Origin of the sequence: Aerococcus sp. HMSC062A02 (assembly GCF_001809535.1) — a bacterium.
In the GTDB taxonomy this organism is placed as follows: Bacteria; Bacillota; Bacilli; order Lactobacillales; family Aerococcaceae; genus Aerococcus.
Genome location: NZ_KV797910.1, coordinates 356,516 through 377,632, shown reverse-complemented (window position 1 = coordinate 377,632; position 21,117 = coordinate 356,516). Strand labels below are relative to the sequence as shown.

General features: G+C 47.5%; 16 protein-coding genes. 8 read left to right on the top strand and 8 right to left on the bottom strand.

Annotation, left to right across the window (positions count from 1 at the left end; translation table 11 throughout):
- Positions 1-125: 125 nt before the first annotated feature.
- On the bottom strand, positions 126-731 hold the full coding sequence (gene plsY, locus HMPREF2626_RS02650; RefSeq protein ID WP_070617106.1) for a glycerol-3-phosphate 1-O-acyltransferase PlsY: 606 nt from the start codon (positions 729-731) through the stop codon (positions 126-128).
- Positions 732-934: 203 nt separating this feature from the next.
- Between plsY and parE the strand changes: the two genes are divergently transcribed.
- The 6 genes from parE (at position 935) to HMPREF2626_RS02620 (ending at position 10,306) form a co-directional block, all read left to right on the top strand.
- The gene (gene parE, locus HMPREF2626_RS02645) at positions 935-2,989 is read left to right on the top strand and encodes a DNA topoisomerase IV subunit B (RefSeq protein WP_070617141.1); all 2,055 of its coding nucleotides are present in this window, start codon (positions 935-937) and stop codon (positions 2,987-2,989) included.
- 3 nt (positions 2,990-2,992) lie between these two features.
- Positions 2,993-5,458: a DNA topoisomerase IV subunit A gene (gene parC / locus HMPREF2626_RS02640; RefSeq protein ID WP_070617104.1), complete on the top strand. Its 2,466-nt coding sequence runs from the start codon at positions 2,993-2,995 to the stop codon at positions 5,456-5,458.
- An 87-nt stretch (positions 5,459-5,545) separates the two neighbouring features.
- Positions 5,546-6,397, top strand: a complete 852-nt coding sequence (locus HMPREF2626_RS02635; RefSeq protein ID WP_070617102.1) for an aldo/keto reductase — start codon at positions 5,546-5,548, stop codon at positions 6,395-6,397.
- A 61-nt stretch (positions 6,398-6,458) separates the two neighbouring features.
- Positions 6,459-7,397: a manganese-dependent inorganic pyrophosphatase gene (locus HMPREF2626_RS02630; RefSeq protein WP_070617100.1), complete on the top strand. Its 939-nt coding sequence runs from the start codon at positions 6,459-6,461 to the stop codon at positions 7,395-7,397.
- Between the two features lie 72 nt (positions 7,398-7,469).
- On the top strand, positions 7,470-8,852 hold the full coding sequence (gene trkA, locus HMPREF2626_RS02625) for a Trk system potassium transporter TrkA (RefSeq protein WP_083294303.1): 1,383 nt from the start codon (positions 7,470-7,472) through the stop codon (positions 8,850-8,852).
- A gap of 2 nt (positions 8,853-8,854) precedes the next feature.
- A complete protein-coding gene (locus HMPREF2626_RS02620; protein ID WP_070617098.1) occupies positions 8,855-10,306 on the top strand; it encodes a TrkH family potassium uptake protein in 1,452 nt (483 codons plus the stop codon).
- 64 nt (positions 10,307-10,370) lie between these two features.
- Here HMPREF2626_RS02620 and HMPREF2626_RS02615 read toward each other — a convergent pair whose 3' ends face one another.
- Complete coding sequence (locus HMPREF2626_RS02615) at positions 10,371-11,264, bottom strand: fructose bisphosphate aldolase (RefSeq protein ID WP_070617096.1); 894 nt, start codon at positions 11,262-11,264, stop codon at positions 10,371-10,373.
- Positions 11,265-11,902: 638 nt separating this feature from the next.
- Here HMPREF2626_RS02615 and HMPREF2626_RS02610 point away from each other — a divergent pair.
- Positions 11,903-12,256, top strand: a complete 354-nt coding sequence (locus HMPREF2626_RS02610) for a HesB/YadR/YfhF family protein (protein ID WP_141744568.1) — start codon at positions 11,903-11,905, stop codon at positions 12,254-12,256.
- Positions 12,257-12,271: 15 nt separating this feature from the next.
- Positions 12,272-12,691 (top strand): OsmC family protein, encoded by a 420-nt coding sequence (locus tag HMPREF2626_RS02605; RefSeq protein ID WP_083294302.1) that lies wholly within the window; start codon positions 12,272-12,274, stop codon positions 12,689-12,691.
- Positions 12,692-12,767: 76 nt separating this feature from the next.
- Here HMPREF2626_RS02605 and HMPREF2626_RS02600 read toward each other — a convergent pair whose 3' ends face one another.
- The 6 genes from HMPREF2626_RS02600 to HMPREF2626_RS02575 all read right to left on the bottom strand — a co-directional run bounded on the left by HMPREF2626_RS02600 (position 12,768) and on the right by HMPREF2626_RS02575 (position 21,086).
- Positions 12,768-13,460 (bottom strand): VIT1/CCC1 transporter family protein, encoded by a 693-nt coding sequence (locus HMPREF2626_RS02600; RefSeq protein ID WP_070617090.1) that lies wholly within the window; start codon positions 13,458-13,460, stop codon positions 12,768-12,770.
- Positions 13,461-13,799: 339 nt separating this feature from the next.
- Positions 13,800-14,729 carry a dihydroorotate dehydrogenase gene (locus HMPREF2626_RS02595; RefSeq protein ID WP_070617088.1) on the bottom strand — a complete coding sequence of 310 codons (930 nt, stop codon included), beginning with the start codon at positions 14,727-14,729 and terminating at the stop codon, positions 13,800-13,802.
- Positions 14,729-15,511, bottom strand: coding sequence for a dihydroorotate dehydrogenase electron transfer subunit (locus HMPREF2626_RS02590; RefSeq protein WP_070617087.1), 783 nt, complete (start codon positions 15,509-15,511; stop codon positions 14,729-14,731). Before HMPREF2626_RS02590 ends, HMPREF2626_RS02595 begins: the two co-directional genes overlap by 1 nt.
- A gap of 25 nt (positions 15,512-15,536) precedes the next feature.
- On the bottom strand, positions 15,537-18,725 hold the full coding sequence (carB, locus tag HMPREF2626_RS02585) for a carbamoyl-phosphate synthase large subunit (protein ID WP_070617085.1): 3,189 nt from the start codon (positions 18,723-18,725) through the stop codon (positions 15,537-15,539).
- 1 nt (position 18,726) lies between these two features.
- The gene (locus HMPREF2626_RS02580; protein WP_070617083.1) at positions 18,727-19,803 is read right to left on the bottom strand and encodes a carbamoyl phosphate synthase small subunit; all 1,077 of its coding nucleotides are present in this window, start codon (positions 19,801-19,803) and stop codon (positions 18,727-18,729) included.
- A 2-nt stretch (positions 19,804-19,805) separates the two neighbouring features.
- Positions 19,806-21,086 carry a dihydroorotase gene (locus tag HMPREF2626_RS02575; protein ID WP_070617081.1) on the bottom strand — a complete coding sequence of 427 codons (1,281 nt, stop codon included), beginning with the start codon at positions 21,084-21,086 and terminating at the stop codon, positions 19,806-19,808.
- Positions 21,087-21,117: the final 31 nt, after the last annotated feature.

Below are 21,117 nucleotides of genomic sequence, written 5' to 3'. Positions count from 1 at the left end.
AGGCTAGCGGGAGAAATAGACCTCTGGAGCAAAGGGACAGAGAAGACTGAAAGTCTTCGACGGCTCTTTAATGATCACTTTCAATGCGGAAGGAATGCTCATCTATACAATTTGGAAAAATATTCTTATTTTTTGGCTCGAAAACCAAAAGGAACTTTGGATTCGCTACCATTTAAGATGCGTTCAATATTGGTCCGGTGCCTGAGGATAACGATCAAGCATACAATGACTAAGATCAGTTGGAGGAAATGATCGCTAGTAAAGAGAAGCGACAAGACCAAAGCCGTCAACACACCACTGATTGAAGCTAAGCTCACCATGCGTGAGAAGTAGAGGACTAAGAAGAAGGCGCCAATTCCCAAAAGGGAAATCAGGGGCGCGTAGAAGAGTCCCATGCCGAAGCTAGAAGCCACGGCCTTACCTCCCTTGAACTTGAGAAAGATCGAGAAGCTATGGCCCAAAATAACCGCAATGCCATAAACCAGGGGATGCCAAGTAAAGGCAGTAAAGCTCTGGGAAATGAGGACAATGAGACCTGCTTTGAGCATATCGCAGACAAAAACGAATAAGCCACCAGTCCTACCCAGGGCGCGAAAGGCATTGGTGGTCCCGATATTGCCTGAGCCGTAGTCACGGAGATCAGTCTGATAGAAGACCCGACCGATCAGTAGGCCGAAAGGAACTGAGCCAAGAAGATAAGCAACAATTAGAAGTAATAAATTTAATAACATATATTCACCTGCTTTTTTGACATGTCTATATTATAGCATTATTCCGACCGCCCTTGATTAAAAAAATTCAAAAGAGGCCAAGGACTAGGCAAGTGAAACAAGCATTGTGAATTCAGCAAAAATCGAGTAAGATGGTAAAAGATGTCTTTTTGAGACGCGATGAAATGAATGATAATAATTGGATTAAAGGGGACATGCTTAAGATGACCAAAAAGCAAGCACAATATGATGAAAGTTCAATCCAAGTCCTAGAAGGCCTGGAAGCCGTCAGAAAACGGCCGGGGATGTATGTGGGATCAACAGATAGCCGGGGCCTCCACCACTTGGTCTATGAAATTGTAGATAATTCTGTCGATGAGGCCTTAGCTGGCTATTGCGATGAAATTGACGTCTGCATCCACCCAGACAATTCTGTAACTGTCCAAGATAATGGCCGAGGCATGCCCATCGGCCAACATGCGACAGGCCGGCCCACGGTAGAAGTTATTTTAACCGTCCTCCATGCCGGAGGGAAATTCGGAGGTGGCGGCTATTCGACTTCAGGTGGCTTGCATGGGGTTGGCTCTTCTGTCGTGAACGCACTTTCTTCATCACTAGAAGTTACCGTCCACCGTGACCAAAAAGAGTATAAGCAAGCTTTCAAGGACGGCGGTAAGCCAGGTAAGGCCCACTTGAAGTCCATTAAATTTAAGGCCACAGGAACCAAGATTCATTTCAAACCAGATGAAAAAATTTTTGGCCAGGCCCAATTCGACCGCAAGACCTTACAAGAACACTTGCGCGAATCAGCCTTCTTAATGAAGAACTTAAAAATTAATTTTAAAGATGAAAGAGAGGACTTCGAAGAAAGCTACCACTATGAAGAGGGGATTGTCGCCTTCGTCAAATATCTTAATGAAGACAAGGACGCCCTCCACCAAGCTGTTTATTTCGAAGACAAGGCAGCCGAGAGCGGAATCGAGATGGAACTCGCCTTCCAATACAACGATGGCTATTCCGAAACCATCCTATCCTTTGTCAACAATGTACGGACTTCGGACGGGGGGACCCATGTTTCAGGGCTCAAGACCGGACTTACCAAGGCCTTCAATGAATATGCGCGGAAAACCAACCTGCTCAAACCCAAGGAAAAGAACCTGGAAGGGACTGATGTGCGCGAAGGTTTCACGGCTGTCCTATCCATCCATGTGCCGGAAGAATACCTGCAATTTGAAGGGCAGACCAAGAGTAAGCTAGGAACACCCCAGGCCCGGTCAAGTGTGGAAGCGATGGTCAATGAGAAGTTGGGCATCTACCTTCTAGAGAACGGAGAATCGGCCCAGCACCTGGTCCGCAAGGCCTTGAAGGCTCGGGAGGCCCGGGATGCTGCTCGCAAGGCCCGGGAAGAGAGCCGCAAGGGCAAGAAGAGCCGCAAACGAGAAACCCTCCTATCCGGCAAGCTGACCCCTGCTCAAGGTAAAAATGCCAATCGTAATGAACTCTTCTTAGTCGAAGGGGATTCAGCGGGAGGTTCAGCCAAGCAGGGGCGGGACCGGAAATTCCAAGCCATCCTACCGCTCCGGGGCAAGGTCTTAAATACGGAAAAGGCCAGCATGCAGGATATCTTAAAGAATGAAGAATTGAATACTATTATCTATACCATTGGTGCCGGCGTGGGGGTAGAATTTGAACTTGCTGATGCTAACTATGATAAGGTCATCATCATGACAGATGCGGATACAGATGGGGCCCATATTCAAGTTCTCCTCTTGACCTTCTTCTACCGCTATATGCGGCCCTTAGTCGAAGCCGGCAAGGTTTATTTGGCTATGCCTCCTCTTTATAAAGTATCTAAAGGCAAGGGGAAAAAGGCAAAAATCCGCTATGCTTGGACCGATGAGGAGCTCGCCCAAGTGACTAAGGAAGTTGGTAAGGGCTATACCCTCCAACGCTACAAGGGGCTGGGGGAAATGAATGCTGACCAATTATGGGAAACGACGATGAACCCTGACTCCCGCACCTTAATCCGGGTGACTTTGGATGACCAATCGCTAGCTGAGAAGCGGGTTTCCGTCCTGATGGGGAACAAGGTAGCCCCTAGACGGGAATGGATTGAAGAAAATGTTGCCTTTACTATGGATGAAGAGGACAAGCTCTTAGAGGCCGCTAGCCAGGAGAGCGATCCAGAAATGGAAGAAGAATTGGCCAGTAAACTGGCTGACCAGTCTGCTGGTCTAGAAGCTGACCAAACGAGTCTATTTGATGATGAGGAGTTTTAGTGCATGACAGTTGATATTCAAGAATTATCTCTAGAAGATGTAATGGGGGACCGTTTTGGCCGCTATTCCAAGTACATTATCCAAGACCGGGCCTTACCGGATATTCGCGATGGGCTCAAGCCTGTCCAACGGCGGATTCTTTATGCCATGTTTGTGGATGGCAATACCTCCAGTCATAATTTCCGTAAGTCTGCTAAAACAGTCGGGAATGTGATCGGTAACTACCATCCCCACGGCGATACCTCGGTTTATGATGCCATGGTGCGGATGAGCCAAGACTGGAAGAACCGGGAAGTCTTAATCGAGATGCATGGTAATAACGGCTCGATGGACGGCGACCCAGCAGCTGCTATGCGTTACACCGAGGCCCGTTTATCTAAGATTGCCGATGAACTCTTGGCCGACTTGGACAAACAGACGGTTGAAACTATGCTCAACTTTGACGACACGGAAGAAGAGCCTACCGTATTACCTGCCGGCTTTCCTAATTTATTGGTCAATGGAGCAGCGGGAATTTCTGCTGGTTATGCGACGGAAATTCCCACCCACAATCTGGGAGAGGTCATTGACGCTACTAATTATTTTATCGACCATCCCAAGGCTAGCTTAGACAAGCTCATGGACTTTCTACCCGGTCCAGATTTTCCGACAGGTGGGATTATCCAAGGCAAGGATGAAATCCGCAAGGCCTATGAAACAGGTCGGGGCAAGGTAGTTGTCCGGTCTAAGCACCGCATGGAGACCCTGCGTTCGGGCCGCCAACAGATTGTCATCGATGAAATTCCCTTTGAAGTCAACAAATCGGACTTGGTCAAACGGATGGACGAACTCCGGCTCAATAAGAGCATTGAGGGCATTAGTGAGATCCGCGATGAAAGCGACCGCAACGGCCTAAGAATTGTTATCGAGTTGAAGAAGGATGCCAATGCCAATGCCATCCTCCAGTATTTCTATAAGAATACGAACTTGCAGATTAATTACAACTTCAATATGGTAGCCATTAACCAGCTCCGGCCCCAGCAAGTGGGCTTGAAGGATATCCTGTCAGCCTATGTCAGCCACCGTAAGGAAATAGTCACCCGGAGGACCCAATTTGATCTCGACAAGGCCTCCCAGCGCTTGCACATTGTCGATGGCTTAATCAAGGCCATCAGCATCCTCGATGAGCTGATCCAAACTATCCGGCAGAGTAAGGACAAGAAGGACGCCAAGCAAAATATTATGGAGCAGTTTGACTTTACTGACAAGCAAGCTGAAGCCATTGTCAACCTCCAACTTTACCGGCTAACCAATACCGATATCACTAGCCTCCAGGAAGAAAAACTCAGCTTAAATGAAGCCATTGCTTCTTACCAAACGATTTTGAGTCAGCCCAAGGTCTTACTCAAGGTCATCAAAAACGAGCTCAAGGCCATCAAAAAAGCCTATAGCAATCCCCGGCGTAGTGAGATCCAGGATGAGATCAGTGAAATTAAGATTAAAAAGGAACTCCTTATTCCTGAAGAGCAGGTCATGGTAGTCATCAGCAATTATGGTTATGTCAAGCAAACTAGTTTGCGTTCTTACCGGTCTTCTGAGCTAGAAGACCTGGGACTAAGAGAGGGCGACCATGTCCTGTACTTAGCTGAACATTCTACACTTGATCAATTGATCTTAATCACCAACAAAGGCAATTATATCTTCCAACCTGTCCATGAACTTCAAGAGCTCAAGTGGAAGGACCTAGGAGAGCACATATCGCAAAGGGTTAACTTTGCTAATGATGAAAAAATTATTAAAGTGCTCCCTTACGACAAAAATAGCAAAGATAATATCTTGCTTATTACCCAGGCAGGCATGGTTAAGCAAAGTCCATTAGCTGATTTTAAAGAATTTAGAGGTTATAAGAAGCGCTCAGCCGTCGCCATGACCCTCTCCGACGACATGGACCAAGTCGTCAATGTCTATCAAGTATCTGATGAGACAGACCAGAGCCAAGCCCAGATCATTATCTTTACTGAATTTGGCTTCAGTCTGCGCTATAGCATTGACGAAATCAACCAGGTTGGTCTCCGTGCCAAAGGGGTGAAGTCCATTAACCTCAAAGACAAAGACCAGGTTGTCAATGCTGTCTACCAGGACCAAGTGGACGACCAGGCGCAAATTATCTTATTCACCCAAAGAGGCCACGCCAAACGTTTGCGCTGGGAAGAGATTGCCAGTCTTGGCCGGGCCAAACGGGGACTCGTGGTCCTCAAGGAATTGAAGACCAAGCCTCACCGCTTGCTCGCTGCCTATCCGGTAGCGACCACCCAAGACCTCTTTGAACTATACTGCGCCAATGGTCAGCTCAAACAAATCCGAGCCGTTGACGCACCGATTGCGGACCGCTATTCCAATGGCAAAGCCCTGGTCGATGAAGATAAAGAAGGGGAGCTTATGCGCGTGACCCCCCTCATCGATTTGGACTTGCTAGCGGCAGAAGACTAGAGCTTTCACTTTTCAAATCTTAAACAGACCTGTTATACTGGGGCTAAAGATTGATACTGATGATTTCAAAGGAGGCATTGGATCCAAATGACTATTCCATACTATACTTTGCGTAACGGTGACCAAGTCCCCCAAGTCGGTTTAGGGACCTATAAGCTTAAAGGTCGGGCCGGTGTGGACAGCATCAAGGCTGCCTTAGACATTGGCTACCGCTACCTCGACACCGCTTATAATTATGAAAATGAGGGGACAGTTGGCCAGGCCATTCGCGAATCAGGCTTGGCTCGTGACCAGATCCAAGTCGCTAGCAAGTTACCAGGCCGCTACCACACTTATGATTTAGCCCTGACGGCCATTGAAGAATCCCTTTACCGGGCCCAGTTGGACTACTATGACTACTACTTAATCCATTGGCCTAATCCTAAGCAAGGCCACTATGTCGAAGCTTGGCAGGCCCTGATTGAAGCTAAAAATCGCGGCTATGTCAAAGCGATTGGAGTCAGCAATTTCTTACCTGAACACATCGATCGCTTAATTGAAGAGACCCAGGAAGTACCGGTTATGAACCAGGTAGAGACCCATCCTTATTTTCAACAAACTAAGCAGATTGCCTACGATAGAGGCCACGACATCCTGACCCAGGCTTGGAGCCCGCTCGGTCGGGGGAGCGAGAAAATGTCTGAATCTATCTTGGAACAAGATCCAATCAAAGAGATTGCTAAGAAGCGCGGCAAGACACCAGGTCAGGTTGTCCTCCGCTGGCATTTACAGATTGGCACCATGCCCATTCCTAAGTCGAGCCATGCTGACCGTCTAGAAGAGAACTTCAGCGTCTTTGACTTTGAACTTGACGATAACGACATGGCCCAGATTGCTCGCTTGGACCATCCCAATGGTCGAACCGGGGCACAAAATCCAGCAGTTTATGAAGAATTCTAAGCCTAAAGCCGGCTTTTATGATAAAATAGAGGCAGAAGTTTTTTAGAAAAGAGGAGATTTTGTGAGTAAAATTCTTGTTTTTGGACACCAAAATCCAGACACAGATGCCATTACATCTGCTATCACTTACAGTCATTTATTAAATCAATTGGGTGAAGAGGCTGAAGCCATCGCTCTTGGCGACTTAAACCCAGAAACCCAGTTCGCTTTAGAGCATTTCTCTGTCCAAGCCCCACGTGTGGTTAAGAAAGTAGCTGCAGAAACAGATCGCGTGGCCTTAGTGGACCACAACGAATTCCAACAATCTGCTGAAGATATCCGTGAGGTTGAAATCCATTCTGTAGTGGACCACCACCGGATTGCTAATTTCGAGACGGCTTCACCTTTGGCCTATACCGCTCGTCCCGTAGGCTGTACCCAGACGGTCATTTATGGCCTCTACCAAGTCCACGGCGTTGAAGTGACTAAGGAAATCGCAGGCTTGATGCTTTCTGGTCTGATTTCTGATACCTTGCTCTTGAAATCACCAACTTGTACTGAAGAAGACCGTAAATTAGCCAGCAAGCTTGCAGAAATTGCTGGAATCAACCTTGAAGATTATGGTCTCGACATGTTGCGGGCAGGGGCCGACGTTTCTGAAAAATCTGCCTTGGAAATCGCTGATGGCGACGCCAAGTCCTTCGAATTAAACGGTCACTCTGTCCGCATCGGCCAAGTCAACGTGGTGGATGTCAATGACGTCCTCAAGCGTAAAGACGACATGCTCCAAGTTATGCAAAAAGAAACCGCAGAAAAAGGCTATGACGCCTTCTTCCTCGTGGTTACTAATATCTTGACCAATGATTCAGAAGGCTTGTTAGTTTCTAATGTCGACCTTGTCGAACACTTTGAAAAAGCCTTTACTGGTAAAATTGTTGACTCTCAAATCGCCTTACCAGGCTTAGTATCTCGGAAAAAACAAATTGTACCTCCTTTAACTGAAGCTTTCGAAGAAGCTTAGAGGAGCGTTTGCATGAATTAAAACGAGGCTGGGACAAAAAGCTCCAGCCTCGTTTTAAATAGGGGTTGTGTAATGAAAAAAATGGAAATTGTGGTGGTTGGAGGAGGCGAACTCGGCCAAGAATTATGCTACCTTCTCAATAAGGAAGGGCACGAGATCACCTTAATCGACCAGTCCCAGCAAGTCATCGACAAGTTAATTGAAGTCCTAGATATACAAGGTATCTGCGGGACAGCAACCAACTTAGATACCTTGTTGGAAGCCAATGTGGACCGCTGTGACGTTTTTATCAGCGTCACAAACTTGGATGAAGTGAATATTATTTCAGCCATCTTAGCTGAAAAAATTGGCGCCCGCTACCGAATTGTCCGCTCGCGCTCGGGGGAATATACGGCCAATGAAGACTTCATCCGCGAGCATTTGGGGATTAACTATGTCATCAACCAGGACAAAGAAGCAGCTAAGGAAATTGTTACGGTCCTTGACTATCCAGCTGCTATTCACGTCGAAAAATTTTACCATGACCGGATCAAGCTCCTCCAGATTCGCCTGACTGCCTACAGTCCTATCCTCAACTGGAGTGTGGCCCAGGTCCGGCAAAAATTAAGTGATATTGTGATCTGTCTGGTCGAGAGAGGGGACCATGTCTTTATTCCGCACGGGGATGATTACCTGCGCCAGGATGACCAGATCCATATCATCGCAACCAATGAAGTTTTGAGCCAGTCTGCCTATATCGCAGGCCACAAGCAGCGGGCCAACTACCGGTCGGTAATGATTATAGGGGGAAGCCGGATCAACCGTTACCTAGTGCCCTTGCTGGACAAGCGCGGTATCCATGTCAAATTAATCGAAAAAGACCTCAAGCGAGCCGAACTCCTAGCGGATGAAATTGACCAGGCTGAGATTATTTTAGGCGACGGAACGGACCAGCGCTTCTTAAGGGAACACCGGATTGACCGCCATGATATTGTCATTTCCATGACCGATTCCGACGAAGAAAACTTAATGCTATCCCTTTTCGCCCATGAAGAAGGCGTTAAGAAAAACATTACCAAGGTTAACCGACCCAAGCTTGTCCGGCTGCTGAATGCAGAAAATCTGGATGTCATTGTCTCGCCCCGGATATCAGTCTCAGATGCCATTATCCGCCATGTACGGGCCATTCCAGAGAATAACAGTGCACTCTTAGGCTATGCCCGATTGGCAGTGGATAAGGAAATAGCGGAAGCTATGGAATTTCAAGTCAGCGCCCAGGACAGGGTGACCCAAGCGCCAATTAAAGACCTGGCCATCAAAAACCATGTGCTCTTAGGAATGATTGTGCGCCAGGACCGACTCCATATCCCATCCGGCGACGACCAGCTCCAAGCAGGGGATGATGTCTTAATCTTTACCTCCTGCCGGGATGTCTTTAGCCTGGATGATATCTTAGAGAGGGGTGAGCGAGCCTAGCCATGAATACGTCCTTTCTTCGTTTTATCATCGGTCGTTTGCTGATGATCCTAGGGCTCTTGATGATTCCATCCATCTTAGTAGGGCTCTATTACGGCAACCCTGCCCGGGTCATCTGGGCCTTTGTCATCACCATTGCTCTCTGTGAACTCCTTGGCTTGGCCTTGTCCTACCGCCAGCCCGATTCGGATATCTTCTACCAGCGCGAAGGCTTTGCACTGGTTAGTATTATCTGGTTGCTCTATTCTTTTTTTGGAGCCTTGCCCTTTTACTTGAGCCAGTCAGTGGGGGACTTTATCGACGCCTTCTTTGAATCGGTCAGTGGCTTCACCACGACGGGAGCCTCTGTTCTCAGCTCCAGCCTCCATATTTTGCCTGAAGCCCTCATGTTCTGGCGGAGCTTTACGCTCTTAATTGGTGGGATGGGGATGTTGGTTTTTATCCTATACATTCTACCGAATTTCGGGGCCAGGGGGGTCTATGTCATGCGGGCCGAACTGCCTGGCCCGGTCTTTGGTAAGGTTGAGTCCCGGGTCTCCAGCTCCATCAATATTCTCTACAGCATTTATTTGGTCATGACTCTAGTCGTTATGGTTCTCCTACGCTTGGGAAAGGTTCCCTGGTTTGAAGCGGCCCTCTTAGCCATGGGGGCCTCAGGGACAGGGGGCTTTAACATTTATAGCAATTCCATTGCCCACTACAATAGCGACTATGTGGACCTCGTTATGGCCATTGCCATGTTCATCTTCGGGATGAGCTTTAACTTCTTTTACTTGTTCTATATCGGCAAGTGGCGGCAGGTACTCCGCAGTGAAGAACTGCGCTGGTATGTGGCTATCATTGCCTTGGCCAGCTTGATTATCTTCCTCAATATTAACGGCCTCTACCAGAGTCCCTTCCAAGCCTTGAAAGATGCCTTCTTCAATGTGGTATCAGTTAACTCGACCACCGCCTACACCAATGTTTCCATCGCTAATTGGCCGGTGACGACGGATATTGTCCTGCTCTTCCTCATGTTTACAGGAGCCATGTCCGGGTCGACCACTTCAGGATTGAAAATCGTCCGGATTGCGATCTTCTTCAAGTCCATCCGCCAAGAAATCCGGCGTGTCCTAGCACCTAGCCGGGTCCACCCCATCAAATTTGACGGAAAAAGGGTGAGCCATGATATCCAGCGGTCGATTGCTTTTTATCTGATGACTTACCTGGCTGTTTTCTGCCTGGTGCTCTTTATCCTGAGCCACTACACCCAGAGTTTCAGCGGAGCCTTCAATGCGGTCATCGCTACGCTGAATAATATTGGCTATAGCCTGGACCTTCTGGGGCCTAGTGAAGACTATGCCGAATTAGCCCCTTTCGCCAAGTTCATTATGTGCCTAACCATGCTGATGGGGCGCTTGGAAATCTATCCGATCCTCCTAAGCTTGACACCTCGGGTATGGAAGAAATACTAATACTAGACCAAAAGACAGCTCAAGGATTTACCTTGAGCTGTCTTTTTATTTTAACTAAATTAAATTATACTTCTTTATTCACCGAAGCATCATAGATCGTATCGATAGCTGTCTTAAGCTCGTTGTGGAAGTCTTCATCAGATTGGCTGGCCCGTAAAGCATTGGTTAGGGCACGGGAGAAGCTAGCAATCACACCTTCATTGCGGCGTAGCTTGTCATTGGCTTCATCGATCGAGTAACCGCCGGATAGGGCAACCACGCTTAGGACTTGTGGATGGTCGACTAATTCTTTGTAAGCGTTATCGACGCTTGGTAGGGTTAATTTAAGCATTACCACTTGGTCGTCAGCTAATTGGTCAAGTTCCTTGAGAATTTCTTGTTTGAGGACTTCTTCAATCTCTGCCTTATCCTCAGCATGAATATTAACTTCCGGCTCAACAATAGGGACGAGGCCAGCAGCAATAACTTTTTTAGCCAAATCAAATTGTTGGCTGACTACTTTCTTAATTCCATCAGGGTTCAATTCTAAGATATTCGAACGTTCCTTGGTCCCAAAGATGCCACGTTCATTAGCACGGGTTAATAGGTCATCAAGATTTGGAATATCTTTCATGATTTGGACACCGTTTTCGATTTCTGCTAGTCCTTTGTCAATTTTTAGGAAGGGGACAATCCCTTTATCTGCCAGGTAAGTCGCGGTATATTTACCTTCAACTTGGCGATCCATAGTTTGCTCAAATAGGATAGCCCCGAGAATCTTGTCTGAATTAAAGGCGTCATCCGTCATAATCCGGGTCCGCATCTCATGGACGAGATCAAACATTTCTTCTTCGCTAGAGTATTGGTCCTCAGAAACACCATAAGCGGCTAAGGCCTTAGGAGTTGAACCACCGCTTTGGTCTAAAGCAGCGATAAAACCGTCTCCTGATTTTACACGGTCAAACTGTTCTTGGTTCATAATATTATAAGACTCCTTTACTTAAATTCTCTTTGAGACAAAAATTAAATCCCAATCGTCTCGCACTTATTATAACAAAAATGAACTTAGCTTCAAAGGGAAGGCCTATTATTAATTTACCTATTGCTTCTCATAATGTATATTATGTTAACTAGAATAGATAAAAAACTCACTGACAAGATCCAATGATTTCTTTGCTTATATATGAATATTTATTCATTATATGTAAGTTTACTCCCATCTGTCTCACAATCTCCTTGGTTAACTACAAACTGACCCGCCTTTAGCCTCTAGACTTCGTTTACTGCTCAAGTTAAGACACTAGCCAGGCACACTAAGTCCTAGTTGCTGACAATTTGATCAAAAAGCTCCAAAATGCATTTCACAAAGTCATTTCGAAATTAAATAAATATGCTTCAAATTTGAATTGTTTACTTCTTGTCACTGACTCTCCCTTAAATGTTAGGTCTTGCAAGCCCTTTCTAAAACATTTAGCCCATTTAGGCTAATAACATGCTCAGTCAAATTTTTTCATTGGCTGACTCCATTCACTAGAAGCTAACTTACTTGACCTCTTATAGGCCTTCTATGCTAAACTTAAGGCAATGAAATGAATAATAGATAGGAAGTGTTGGATAATGGATATTCAAGTGAGTGACGCAGCGGTAAAGTTCTTTAAAGATGAAGTGGCGCCAGGTCCCGGTCAAGGTATTCGCATTTATGGTAAAGTCTACGGCTCGACCAATGTGCACGATAATTATTCCGTGGGGATCTTAGTTGAAGCGCCTCAAAATGTCTTCGCCCAAGTAGAAAAAGACGGCTTGCTGATCTTTGCTGAGGACGAAGACCAGTGGTTCTTTGAAGATTATAATTTAGAAATTGATTACGATGCTGAAGAAGATGTGCCAACTTATTACTTTATCAGTTCTGATCCTGAAGAAGCTGCTAGACAGCGAGAAGTCGATGCCCAATCTGGTGCTTCCGCTCATTAAAGAAAGGTGTTAAGAATGACTAAAATGCATGTTCAAGCCCAGGTCTTTGAGAATTTACATTTAAAGCTGACAGTTGATGGCCACGACTATGAATTAGACCATGACCTGCCAGATTCATCCTACCAGCCCCAGGCTACAACGCCAGGCGGTGCCCTCTTGGTCGGCCTGGCTGGCTGTAAACTGATGGTGGCCCAGACTTACCTGCGCGGTCGAAAAATTGAAGGCGTTGATGTCTCCCTCGAACTTGAAGCTGATTTTGAGCGAGATGACCAAGGCCAGCGCAAACTCCAGGCAGATGTAAAACTGAACATTGAAGGTGACTTGACTGACAAGCAGCGAGAAAATCTCCAACGCTATGTTGAAAGCCAGTGTGCAGTGGAACAGATCCTCTTGAGCGACAGCAATCAAATTCAAACCCACTACAAGTTTAATTAGAATGATTATAATAGAAATAAGCCCAGAATCGTCTGAAAATGATTCTGGGCCTATTTTATAATTAGAAAAATTAAGTCTAAATATTAGCCAAGATACTTCCTATACCGTAAGCGGCTACTGCAGCCAAACCGCCAATGACCAACATCTCAAGCCCCGATTTGAAGCTATTTTCTTTGGTTACAGAGGCTTTGGCGACCCCTAAGATAAAAAGCATACTAAAGGTCATAAAGATTGAAAAAGGAAAAGTATAGGGTACGAGTTCCGGATTGAAATAAGCCAGAATAAAAATGATTAAGGGAAATAGCCCAAAGAAGGCAAAAGAGAAGAAAGTAATACAAGCATTGGTCAAAGGCTGAGAAGCCTCGTCTTCTCCGACAGAAAGAACTTTCATTTGGGTGTCGACATCGTGCTGGGATAGTTTTTCGGCAATAAATTGCGCTTGCTGACTGTCTAAGCCCTTACTTTCATAGGCTTCTTGGATGTGGTTTTGGTTAAATTGAGGGTTATCCTTGAGTGCTTTCGCCGTTTCAATACGTTCAAAATCATCATAGGCGCGCTCTGATTTACTGGACAGATAGTCACCAACAGCCATAGAAATACCATCGGCTAGGAGATTAGCGAAGCCTAAGATAATAATCACTTCCATCTTGAGCTCACCACCAATTGATCCAGCGACTACGGCAAAGGTCGTAATAATCCCATCCAAACCGCCATAAACCATGGACTTCAACCCCTCACCCCGGTTAAAGTTCTGTACTTCACTTGCCATATGAACCACTCCTTTTCTTATTTAATACATGCTTCCAAATCTATTAGAAAGTAGTCAATCGATGAAAAAAGGCACACCGAAAGACAGTTGATACTGCCTCACAGTGTGCCTCATTAAGCGCTCTGCTGTCGGAAGTCTCACCTCCCGACCGGGTTTTGGATCTAAAGATCCGCCACTTGCTCTAAACGATTATTTAACTTTCTGTATTCATTATAAACAACAACTTCCAATGTGTCAAGTCTAATTATAATAATTACAATGTAAATTTAAAGTAAAGAAAAGAAAAACCCCATAACGAGAATCGCTCACTTGGGGTCTTCCCTATTTAACTTTCTAAACTTAACCACGCAAGCGCTGACGGACATCTATAATTAAATCCTCTAAGCTTTCAATCCCTAGTTCGTCCATCCTTTGCGGTAAGGCTTGGATGAGTTTTGGGCAGATATAAGGATCGGTAAAATTGGCAGTCCCGACAGCGACAGCGGAAGCGCCCGCCATAAACATTTCGAGCACATCATCAACTGTGAAGACACCACCCATGCCAATAATCGGCAGGTCTGAGTGACTAGCTACCTGGTGGATCAAACGAATAGCAACCGGCTTAATGGCTGGGCCTGATAAGCCACCAGTTTGGTTAGCTAGGATCGGACGCCGGGTCTTCAGGTCAATCCGCATACCCAAGAGCGTATTGATCATAGTAAAACCATCCGCTCCTCCTGCCTCGATGGCCTCAGCAATTGGCAGGATATCTGTGACATTAGGCGATAATTTGGCATAGACAGGGACCTTAGCCACCTTCTTAACCGCCTGAATCAGGTCAAAGGCCACGTCAGGATCTGTCCCAAAAGTAATTCCGCCTTCTTTAACATTGGGGCAAGAAATATTTAATTCAATGGCTTTGACATTAGGGGCGTCACCGATGCGTTCACAAACGATCACATAGTCTTCCTGGGAAGAGCCGGCTACATTGGCGATAATGGGCAGGTCTTCATAGACTTCTAGGGCCGGCAAATAGTCCTTCATGACCACCTCTAGGCCTGGATTTTGTAAGCCAATGGCATTGAGCATGCCGGAGGGGGTTTCAGCCACCCGCGGCGTCGGATTGCCCAATTTTTCTAGAGGGCTAGTAGCTTTGACCATAATCGAGCCCAGTTGGGTGAGGTCATAGTACTTGGCGTATTCCTTTCCAAAACCAAAGCAACCTGAAGCAGGGATAATGGGGTTCTTTAAGTCGAGTCCTGGTAGCTTAACTGCTAAACGATTCGTCATTAGAGCACCACCTCCTTAGCTTGGAAGACAGGGCCATCTTCACAGACCTTCTTCGTCCGGATCTGACCTTGGGGGCCGTCCTCAGATGACCGGCAAACACAAGCTGCACAAGCGCCCATCCCACAGGCCATGCGTTCTTCTAGAGAAAGCTGGATATTGTCTGTCCCCTGACAGGTCTGGTAGACCGCCTTGAGCAGGCCATTAGGACCACAGGAAAAGACAGCGTCAGGCTCAATGCCTGCCTGGCGGACCATCTGGCAGACATTGCCATGGAAGCCATAGGATCCGTCATCCGTAGACACATGAGTGGGGCCTAATTGGCTAAAGGCCTCTTCATAGAAGACCGCGTCCTTAGTCGCATAGCCGAGGAAATGCTGGCAGTGGACCCCTTTTTGGCGGAGCTGGGCCGATAATTCATAGAGGGGAGGAATTCCTATTCCCCCACCAATAATGAAGGCCTGGTCGCCTGCTTGAAGCTGGGAGAGGTCAAAGCCCCTACCTAAAGGCCCCATGACATCGAGGACGTCGCCAGCTGTCATCTCAGAGAAGATCCGGGTCCCATCTCCTTCCACCCGGTAAATAATCCGGCAGGTCCCAAGCTCGCGGTGGATGCGGTTGAGACTGATGGGACGCCTGAGTAAGAGGTCCTGCCGGGGCACCCGGATATGGATAAACTGTCCGGATTCCCCCATTTCTTGGACAAGGTCCCCTTTCAAGGTCATTTCAAAGATTCTAGGTGCAATTTCTTCCTGCTTGATGATGGTCATCATCTCCTGGCGCATGTCGTCTCCCCTTTCTAGTATAAATTTAAATGGCTTGAATTGAGAATGCGCGTGCTTGCATGACACGAAGAATGGCGCGGGCTGTATCCAAGGAGGTGAAGAGTGGGACACCTTGTTCCACCGCTGCTTGGCGGATCGCAAAACTATAGTCCTGACTCTCATCTTCCTCTTGGGAGACCCGGTTAACGACCGCCTGGATAGAACCTGAATGGATAGCTTCTTGAACAGATGGGGCCTCTACATCTTCACTGTGGCCTTCAATGGTTTGAACCAAGAGCCCTTGTTCTTCAAAGTAAGCCGCTGTGTTCGTTGTGGCCACAATCCCATAACCCAGTTCCGCAAAAGCGTCGGCCAGGTCATAGGCTTCTTCCTTGTCTTCGTCAGCAATGGTAAAGAGAATATTGCCATGGTCTGGCATATGGAGCCCGGCTGCTTCGAAGGCCTTGTAGAGGGCCTTATTGCTATCGTGGTCACCACCCATGACTTCCCCTGTTGACTTCATTTCAGGACTCAGGTAGGAGTCGACTTGGTTCAATTTAGTGAAGGAGAAGACCGGAGCCTTGACATAGACTTGGTCTGTTTCAGCTGCTAGGCCAGTTGGATAGCCAAGATCTGTGATTTTCTGGCCAAGAATAGCCTTGGTTGCCAGTTGGGCCATTGGAATATCGGTGACCTTACTTAAGAAAGGTACGGTCCGGCTAGCTCGTGGATTCACTTCAATCACATAGACTTTATTTTCATAAATAACGAATTGGATATTCATCATGCCAATACAGTTTAAGCCCAGGGCTAATTTTTCCGTATAGTCCAAGATAGTGGCCTTGACCTCTTCAGAGAAAGACTGGGGTGGATAAATTCCCATGGAGTCGCCTGAGTGGACGCCGGCATGTTCGATATGTTCCAAGATACCTGGCACAAGGACATTCTCCCCGTCACAGATGGCATCGACTTCGCATTCATAGCCAGGGAGGTAACGATCGATCAGAACCGGATGTTCGGGCGAAGCCTTCACCGCATTGGCCATATAGTTTTCAAGGTCGGATTGCTGGTCTACAATCTGCATAGCCCGGCCGCCTAGAACATAGGATGGCCGTACTAGAACTGGGTAGCCAATCTTGTCCGCAATTCGTACCGCTTCTTCTGGACTTCTAGCCGTGTCCCCAATCGGTTGGGGAATGTTTATTTGGCTCAGGACCTGCTCGAATAAATCACGGTCTTCTGCCCGGTCCAAATCTTCCACTGTGGTTCCTAGGATCTTAACGCCAGCCTCGGCTAGTGGTGCAGCCAGGTTGATAGCGGTCTGACCTCCGAATTGGACGATAACGCCGAGGGGCTTTTCAACCGCAATGACTTCCATCACATCTTCAAAAGTTAAAGGCTCAAAGTAGAGCTTGTCAGAGATGGAGAAGTCTGTCGACACGGTTTCCGGGTTATTGTTCATAATAATGGCTTCATAGCCCGCATCTTGGATAGCCTTCACAGAATGGACAGTCGCATAGTCAAATTCGACCCCCTGGCCAATTCGGATAGGCCCTGAGCCTAGGACAAGGATAGAGCCTTTGTCCGTAGAAGGCTGGCTTTCACTGTAGCTTTCATAAGAGCTGTAGAAGTATGGAGTGGAAGCTTCGAATTCAGCGGCACAGGTATCTACCATCTTATAGACTGGATGGATGCCCGCTTCCAAGCGTTTCTCACGGAAGTCGGATTCGTCCATGTCCCATAACTGGGCCAGCTTATAGTCAGTAAAGCCATATGTTTTAGCCTGGCCAACCTTTTCCATGTTTCCTGGCTTTGCCTTGAGGTCGTCCTCAATTTCTACAATGTGTAAGAGTTTATCTAGGAAGAAGAGGTCGATCTTTGTCAACTGGGCAATATCTTCAATGCTGTAACCGCGGCGGATGGCTTCCATGATATAGAAGAGTCGGTCGTCTTGGGCTTTGATTAACTTTTCGCTGATGACATCGTCTGAGACATCTTCAAGTTCTTTCATTTCGGCGTGGTAGCAGCCGATCTCGAGTGAACGCACAGCTTTTAGAGTCGCTTCTTCGATGTTTCTTCCGATCGCCATGACTTCCCCAGTCGCCTTCATTTGTGTCCCTAAGCGGCGCTCCGCATCTTGGAACTTGTCAAAAGGCCAGCGCGGAATCTTGCAGACCACATAGTCTAAGGTGGGTTCGAATTCTGCATAGGTTGATTCCGTCACAGGGTTCATCATTTCATCCAGGGTCAGACCGAGGGCAATCTTGGCTGCTAGCTTAGCGATCGGATAACCCGTCGCCTTGGAAGCTAAAGCGGAAGACCGAGACACCCGAGGGTTCACTTCAATCACATAATACTTGAAACTCTTAGGGTCTAGGGCTAACTGCACATTACAGCCCCCTTCAATTTCAAGGGCACGGATAATAGATAAGGAAGCATCACGAAGCATCTGGTGTTCATCATCGGACAGGGTCTGGGTGGGTGCGTAGACAATGGAGTCGCCCGTGTGGATACCGACAGGGTCAAAGTTCTCCATATTACATACCACAATGGCATTATCAGCAGAGTCCCGCATCACTTCATATTCAATTTCCTTGTAACCCGCAATACTCTGCTCGATCAGGCACTGGGTCACGGGAGATAAGGACAGCCCATTTTCGGTGATTTCTCTAAGCTCCTCTTCGTTCTCGCACAGACCCCCACCCGTTCCGCCTAAGGTATAGGCTGGACGTACGATCAAGGGATAGCCGATCTTCGCTCCAAAAGCGACCGCTTCATCTACCGTGTGGACAATGGTTGATTCAGGGATAGGTTGCTGTAATTCTTCCATTAATCGCTTGAACTGGTCCCGGTCCTCGGCCTGTTCAATGGCTGAGAGCTTGGTGCCCAATAGTTCAATCCCCAATTCGTCTAAGATGCCGGCTTTAGATAATTCTAAGGCCATATTAAGGCCGGTTTGCCCGCCTAGGGTTGGGAGAATCGCATCGGGACGTTCTTTTCTCAGGATGCGGGAGACAAATTCATAGGTAATGGGTTCAATATAAACCTCATCCGCGATCTCCTTGTCGGTCATGATGGTCGCTGGATTGGAATTCACAAGGACGACTTCATAGCCTTCTTCTTTAAGAGCTAGGCAAGCCTGGGTCCCGGCATAGTCAAACTCAGCTGCTTGACCGATCACGATCGGACCTGAGCCAATGACCATAATTTTTTGGATATCTGTACGTTTAGGCATCTTAGTGCTCCTTTCTTGCATCAATCATTGCCATGAAGTCATCGAAGAGATGGAGGGCGTCGTGTGGCCCTGGGGCAGCGTCCGGATGGTATTGGACGGTGAAGGCTGGATAGTGGCGGTGCTTGAGACCTTCCACTGTCCCATCATTGATTTCTACATGGGTAATGATTAATTTTTCTGGATCGATAGAGTCTTTGGCTACCGCATAGCCATGGTTCTGGGAAGTGAAGTCAATCCGACCGGTCGCAATCTCGCGGACGGGATGGTTGACTCCGCGGTGGCCGAATTTCATCTTGTAAGTATCAGCTCCATTGGCGAGGGCAAATAATTGGTGGCCGAGGCAGATCCCGAAGATTGGGACCTGTTCTTGAATTTCACGGATCATGTCGAGGACAGTAGACAGGTCTTTTGGATCTCCTGGTCCGTTTGAGAGCATGACGCCATCGGGTTTGAGGGCTAGGATCGTTTGAGCATCGGTATCGTAAGGGACAACGGTCACCGAACAATGGCGTTCAGAGAGCGCCCGCAGGATCGAATGTTTGAGCCCAAAGTCTACGACAACCACCCGGCGTCCGCTATTGGGATTCGGATAAGGCGTCTTAGTTGAGACACTCGCAACATGGTCCTTAACAGCTGGTTCGGCTTTGAGCTCAGCCAGGGCTTGGTCCCGGTCGGCATCAACCGCGATAATAGCTGCTTTCATGGCCCCCTGTTCACGAATTTTATGGGTCAGGGCCCGGGTATCAATCCCTGCTAAACCTGGAATCTCATATTGTTTCAAAAACTCATCCAAGTTCATCTGGCTCCGCCAATTGGAGGGACGGCGGGCCCATTCCTTAACAATGACCGCCTTACAAGAAGGAGCAACGGATTCATTATTATCTGCCGTGATCCCGTAATTGCCGATCATCGGATAAGTAAAAGTAATCAACTGGCCAAAATAAGACGGATCCGTGATGGTCTCTTGGTAGCCGGTCATGCCAGTGGTAAAGATAAGCTCACCGCTGACTTCTTTTAAGGCACCAAAAGCTTGCCCGCTAAAATAAGTGCCATCTTCAAGTAATAAAATTCTTTCCATCTTTAAGCCTCCTTTTGCCATACCAATTGCCCATCCACGAAAGTTGCTAGGGTCTCTCCCTTGATCTTCCAGCCTGCAAAAGGCGTATTCTTCCCTTTGGAGAGGAAGTCATCGGGATTAATCTCACTTTCCTGGTCGAGGGCAAAGATAGCCAGGTCAGCTGGGCTGCCAACTTTTAGCTGGCCTGCCTCTAAGTTAAAGATTTCTGCTGGTTTGCGGGCCATCCAATTGACCACCTGTTCGAGGGTAAAAATACTGCTTTCAACAAAATAGCTGTAGATCAATTGGAAGGCCGTCTCAATGCCGACAATTCCAAAGGCTGACTTAAGGAAGCCTTGATTCTTCTCTTCAAGAGCATGTGGAGCATGGTCAGTTGCAATACAGTCAATGGTGCCGTCCAAGAGCCCATCAATTAGGGCTTGACGATCAGCAGCTGAACGTAGCGGCGGATTCATCTTATACATAGCGTTATCGGACGGAATATCTTCATCCGCTAACAGCAAGTGGTGGGGAGAGACTTCACAGGTCACATGGATCCCCGCTGCCTTCGCCTGGCGTACGGCCCGCACACTCTCCTTGGTTGAGACATGGCAGATATGGTAGTGGACGCCGGTCGCTTCCGCCAGGAGAAGGTCCCGGGCGATTTGTGAAGATTCTGAAATCGGTAGAATTCCTGGCAAACCCAATTCTTTGGCCCGTTCGCCTGCATTCATCACACCCCCAAATAAGAGGGAATCATCTTCTACATGAGCCACCAAGGCTTTATCAACTTTGGCAGCCGCCTGCATGGCCTGATACATAGTGCCTGCAGTCTGGACCCCTACCCCATCATTACTGAAGGCAAAGGCGCCCGCTTGGCTTAAAGCCTCATAATCCACCAATTCATCCGACCGGAGGCCCTTGGTAATCGTGGCGTATTGGTGGACCTTGATTTTGGCCTCTTTTTTGATCAGGTCATACATATGGTCCAAGCGTTCCTTAGAAGAAGGCACAGGGTCTACATTAGGCATGGCGCAGACTGTGGTAAAGCCACCCCGGGCAGCGGCTAAGCTTCCGGAAGCAATGGTTTCCTTATGTTCTTGGCCAGGCTCCCGGAAGTGGACGTGAACATCCACTAGGCCGGGACTGATTAAGCCCCCTTGAGCGTCAAAAACTTGGTCAAAAGCTTCTTCCGCGAAGCCCTGGCCTAAAGCTTGGATGCGTCCATCCTCTATAACAAGTTCAACCGGATCAAGCGCATTAGCCTGCCCATTCATTAAGCCATTCTTGATTAGTGTTTTCATGCTTAGCCTCCCTATTCTCTTTTTCTGCTTC

What these genes read in the sequence shown, in the direction of transcription:
- plsY (WP_070617106.1), bottom strand. Translation starts at nt 731, where the DNA reads ATGTTATTAAATTTATTACTTCTAATTGTTGCTTATCTTCTTGGCTCA.
- parE (WP_070617141.1), top strand. Translation starts at nt 935, where the DNA reads ATGACCAAAAAGCAAGCACAATATGATGAAAGTTCAATCCAAGTCCTA.
- parC (WP_070617104.1), top strand. Translation starts at nt 2,993, where the DNA reads ATGACAGTTGATATTCAAGAATTATCTCTAGAAGATGTAATGGGGGAC.
- HMPREF2626_RS02635 (WP_070617102.1), top strand. Translation starts at nt 5,546, where the DNA reads ATGACTATTCCATACTATACTTTGCGTAACGGTGACCAAGTCCCCCAA.
- trkA (WP_083294303.1), top strand. Translation starts at nt 7,470, where the DNA reads ATGAAAAAAATGGAAATTGTGGTGGTTGGAGGAGGCGAACTCGGCCAA.
- HMPREF2626_RS02620 (WP_070617098.1), top strand. Translation starts at nt 8,855, where the DNA reads ATGAATACGTCCTTTCTTCGTTTTATCATCGGTCGTTTGCTGATGATC.
- HMPREF2626_RS02615 (WP_070617096.1), bottom strand. Translation starts at nt 11,264, where the DNA reads ATGAACCAAGAACAGTTTGACCGTGTAAAATCAGGAGACGGTTTTATC.
- HMPREF2626_RS02610 (WP_141744568.1), top strand. Translation starts at nt 11,903, where the DNA reads ATGGATATTCAAGTGAGTGACGCAGCGGTAAAGTTCTTTAAAGATGAA.
- HMPREF2626_RS02605 (WP_083294302.1), top strand. Translation starts at nt 12,272, where the DNA reads ATGACTAAAATGCATGTTCAAGCCCAGGTCTTTGAGAATTTACATTTA.
- HMPREF2626_RS02600 (WP_070617090.1), bottom strand. Translation starts at nt 13,460, where the DNA reads ATGGCAAGTGAAGTACAGAACTTTAACCGGGGTGAGGGGTTGAAGTCC.
- HMPREF2626_RS02595 (WP_070617088.1), bottom strand. Translation starts at nt 14,729, where the DNA reads ATGACGAATCGTTTAGCAGTTAAGCTACCAGGACTCGACTTAAAGAAC.
- HMPREF2626_RS02590 (WP_070617087.1), bottom strand. Translation starts at nt 15,511, where the DNA reads ATGCGCCAGGAGATGATGACCATCATCAAGCAGGAAGAAATTGCACCT.
- carB (WP_070617085.1), bottom strand. Translation starts at nt 18,725, where the DNA reads ATGCCTAAACGTACAGATATCCAAAAAATTATGGTCATTGGCTCAGGT.
- HMPREF2626_RS02580 (WP_070617083.1), bottom strand. Translation starts at nt 19,803, where the DNA reads ATGGAAAGAATTTTATTACTTGAAGATGGCACTTATTTTAGCGGGCAA.
- HMPREF2626_RS02575 (WP_070617081.1), bottom strand. Translation starts at nt 21,086, where the DNA reads ATGAAAACACTAATCAAGAATGGCTTAATGAATGGGCAGGCTAATGCG.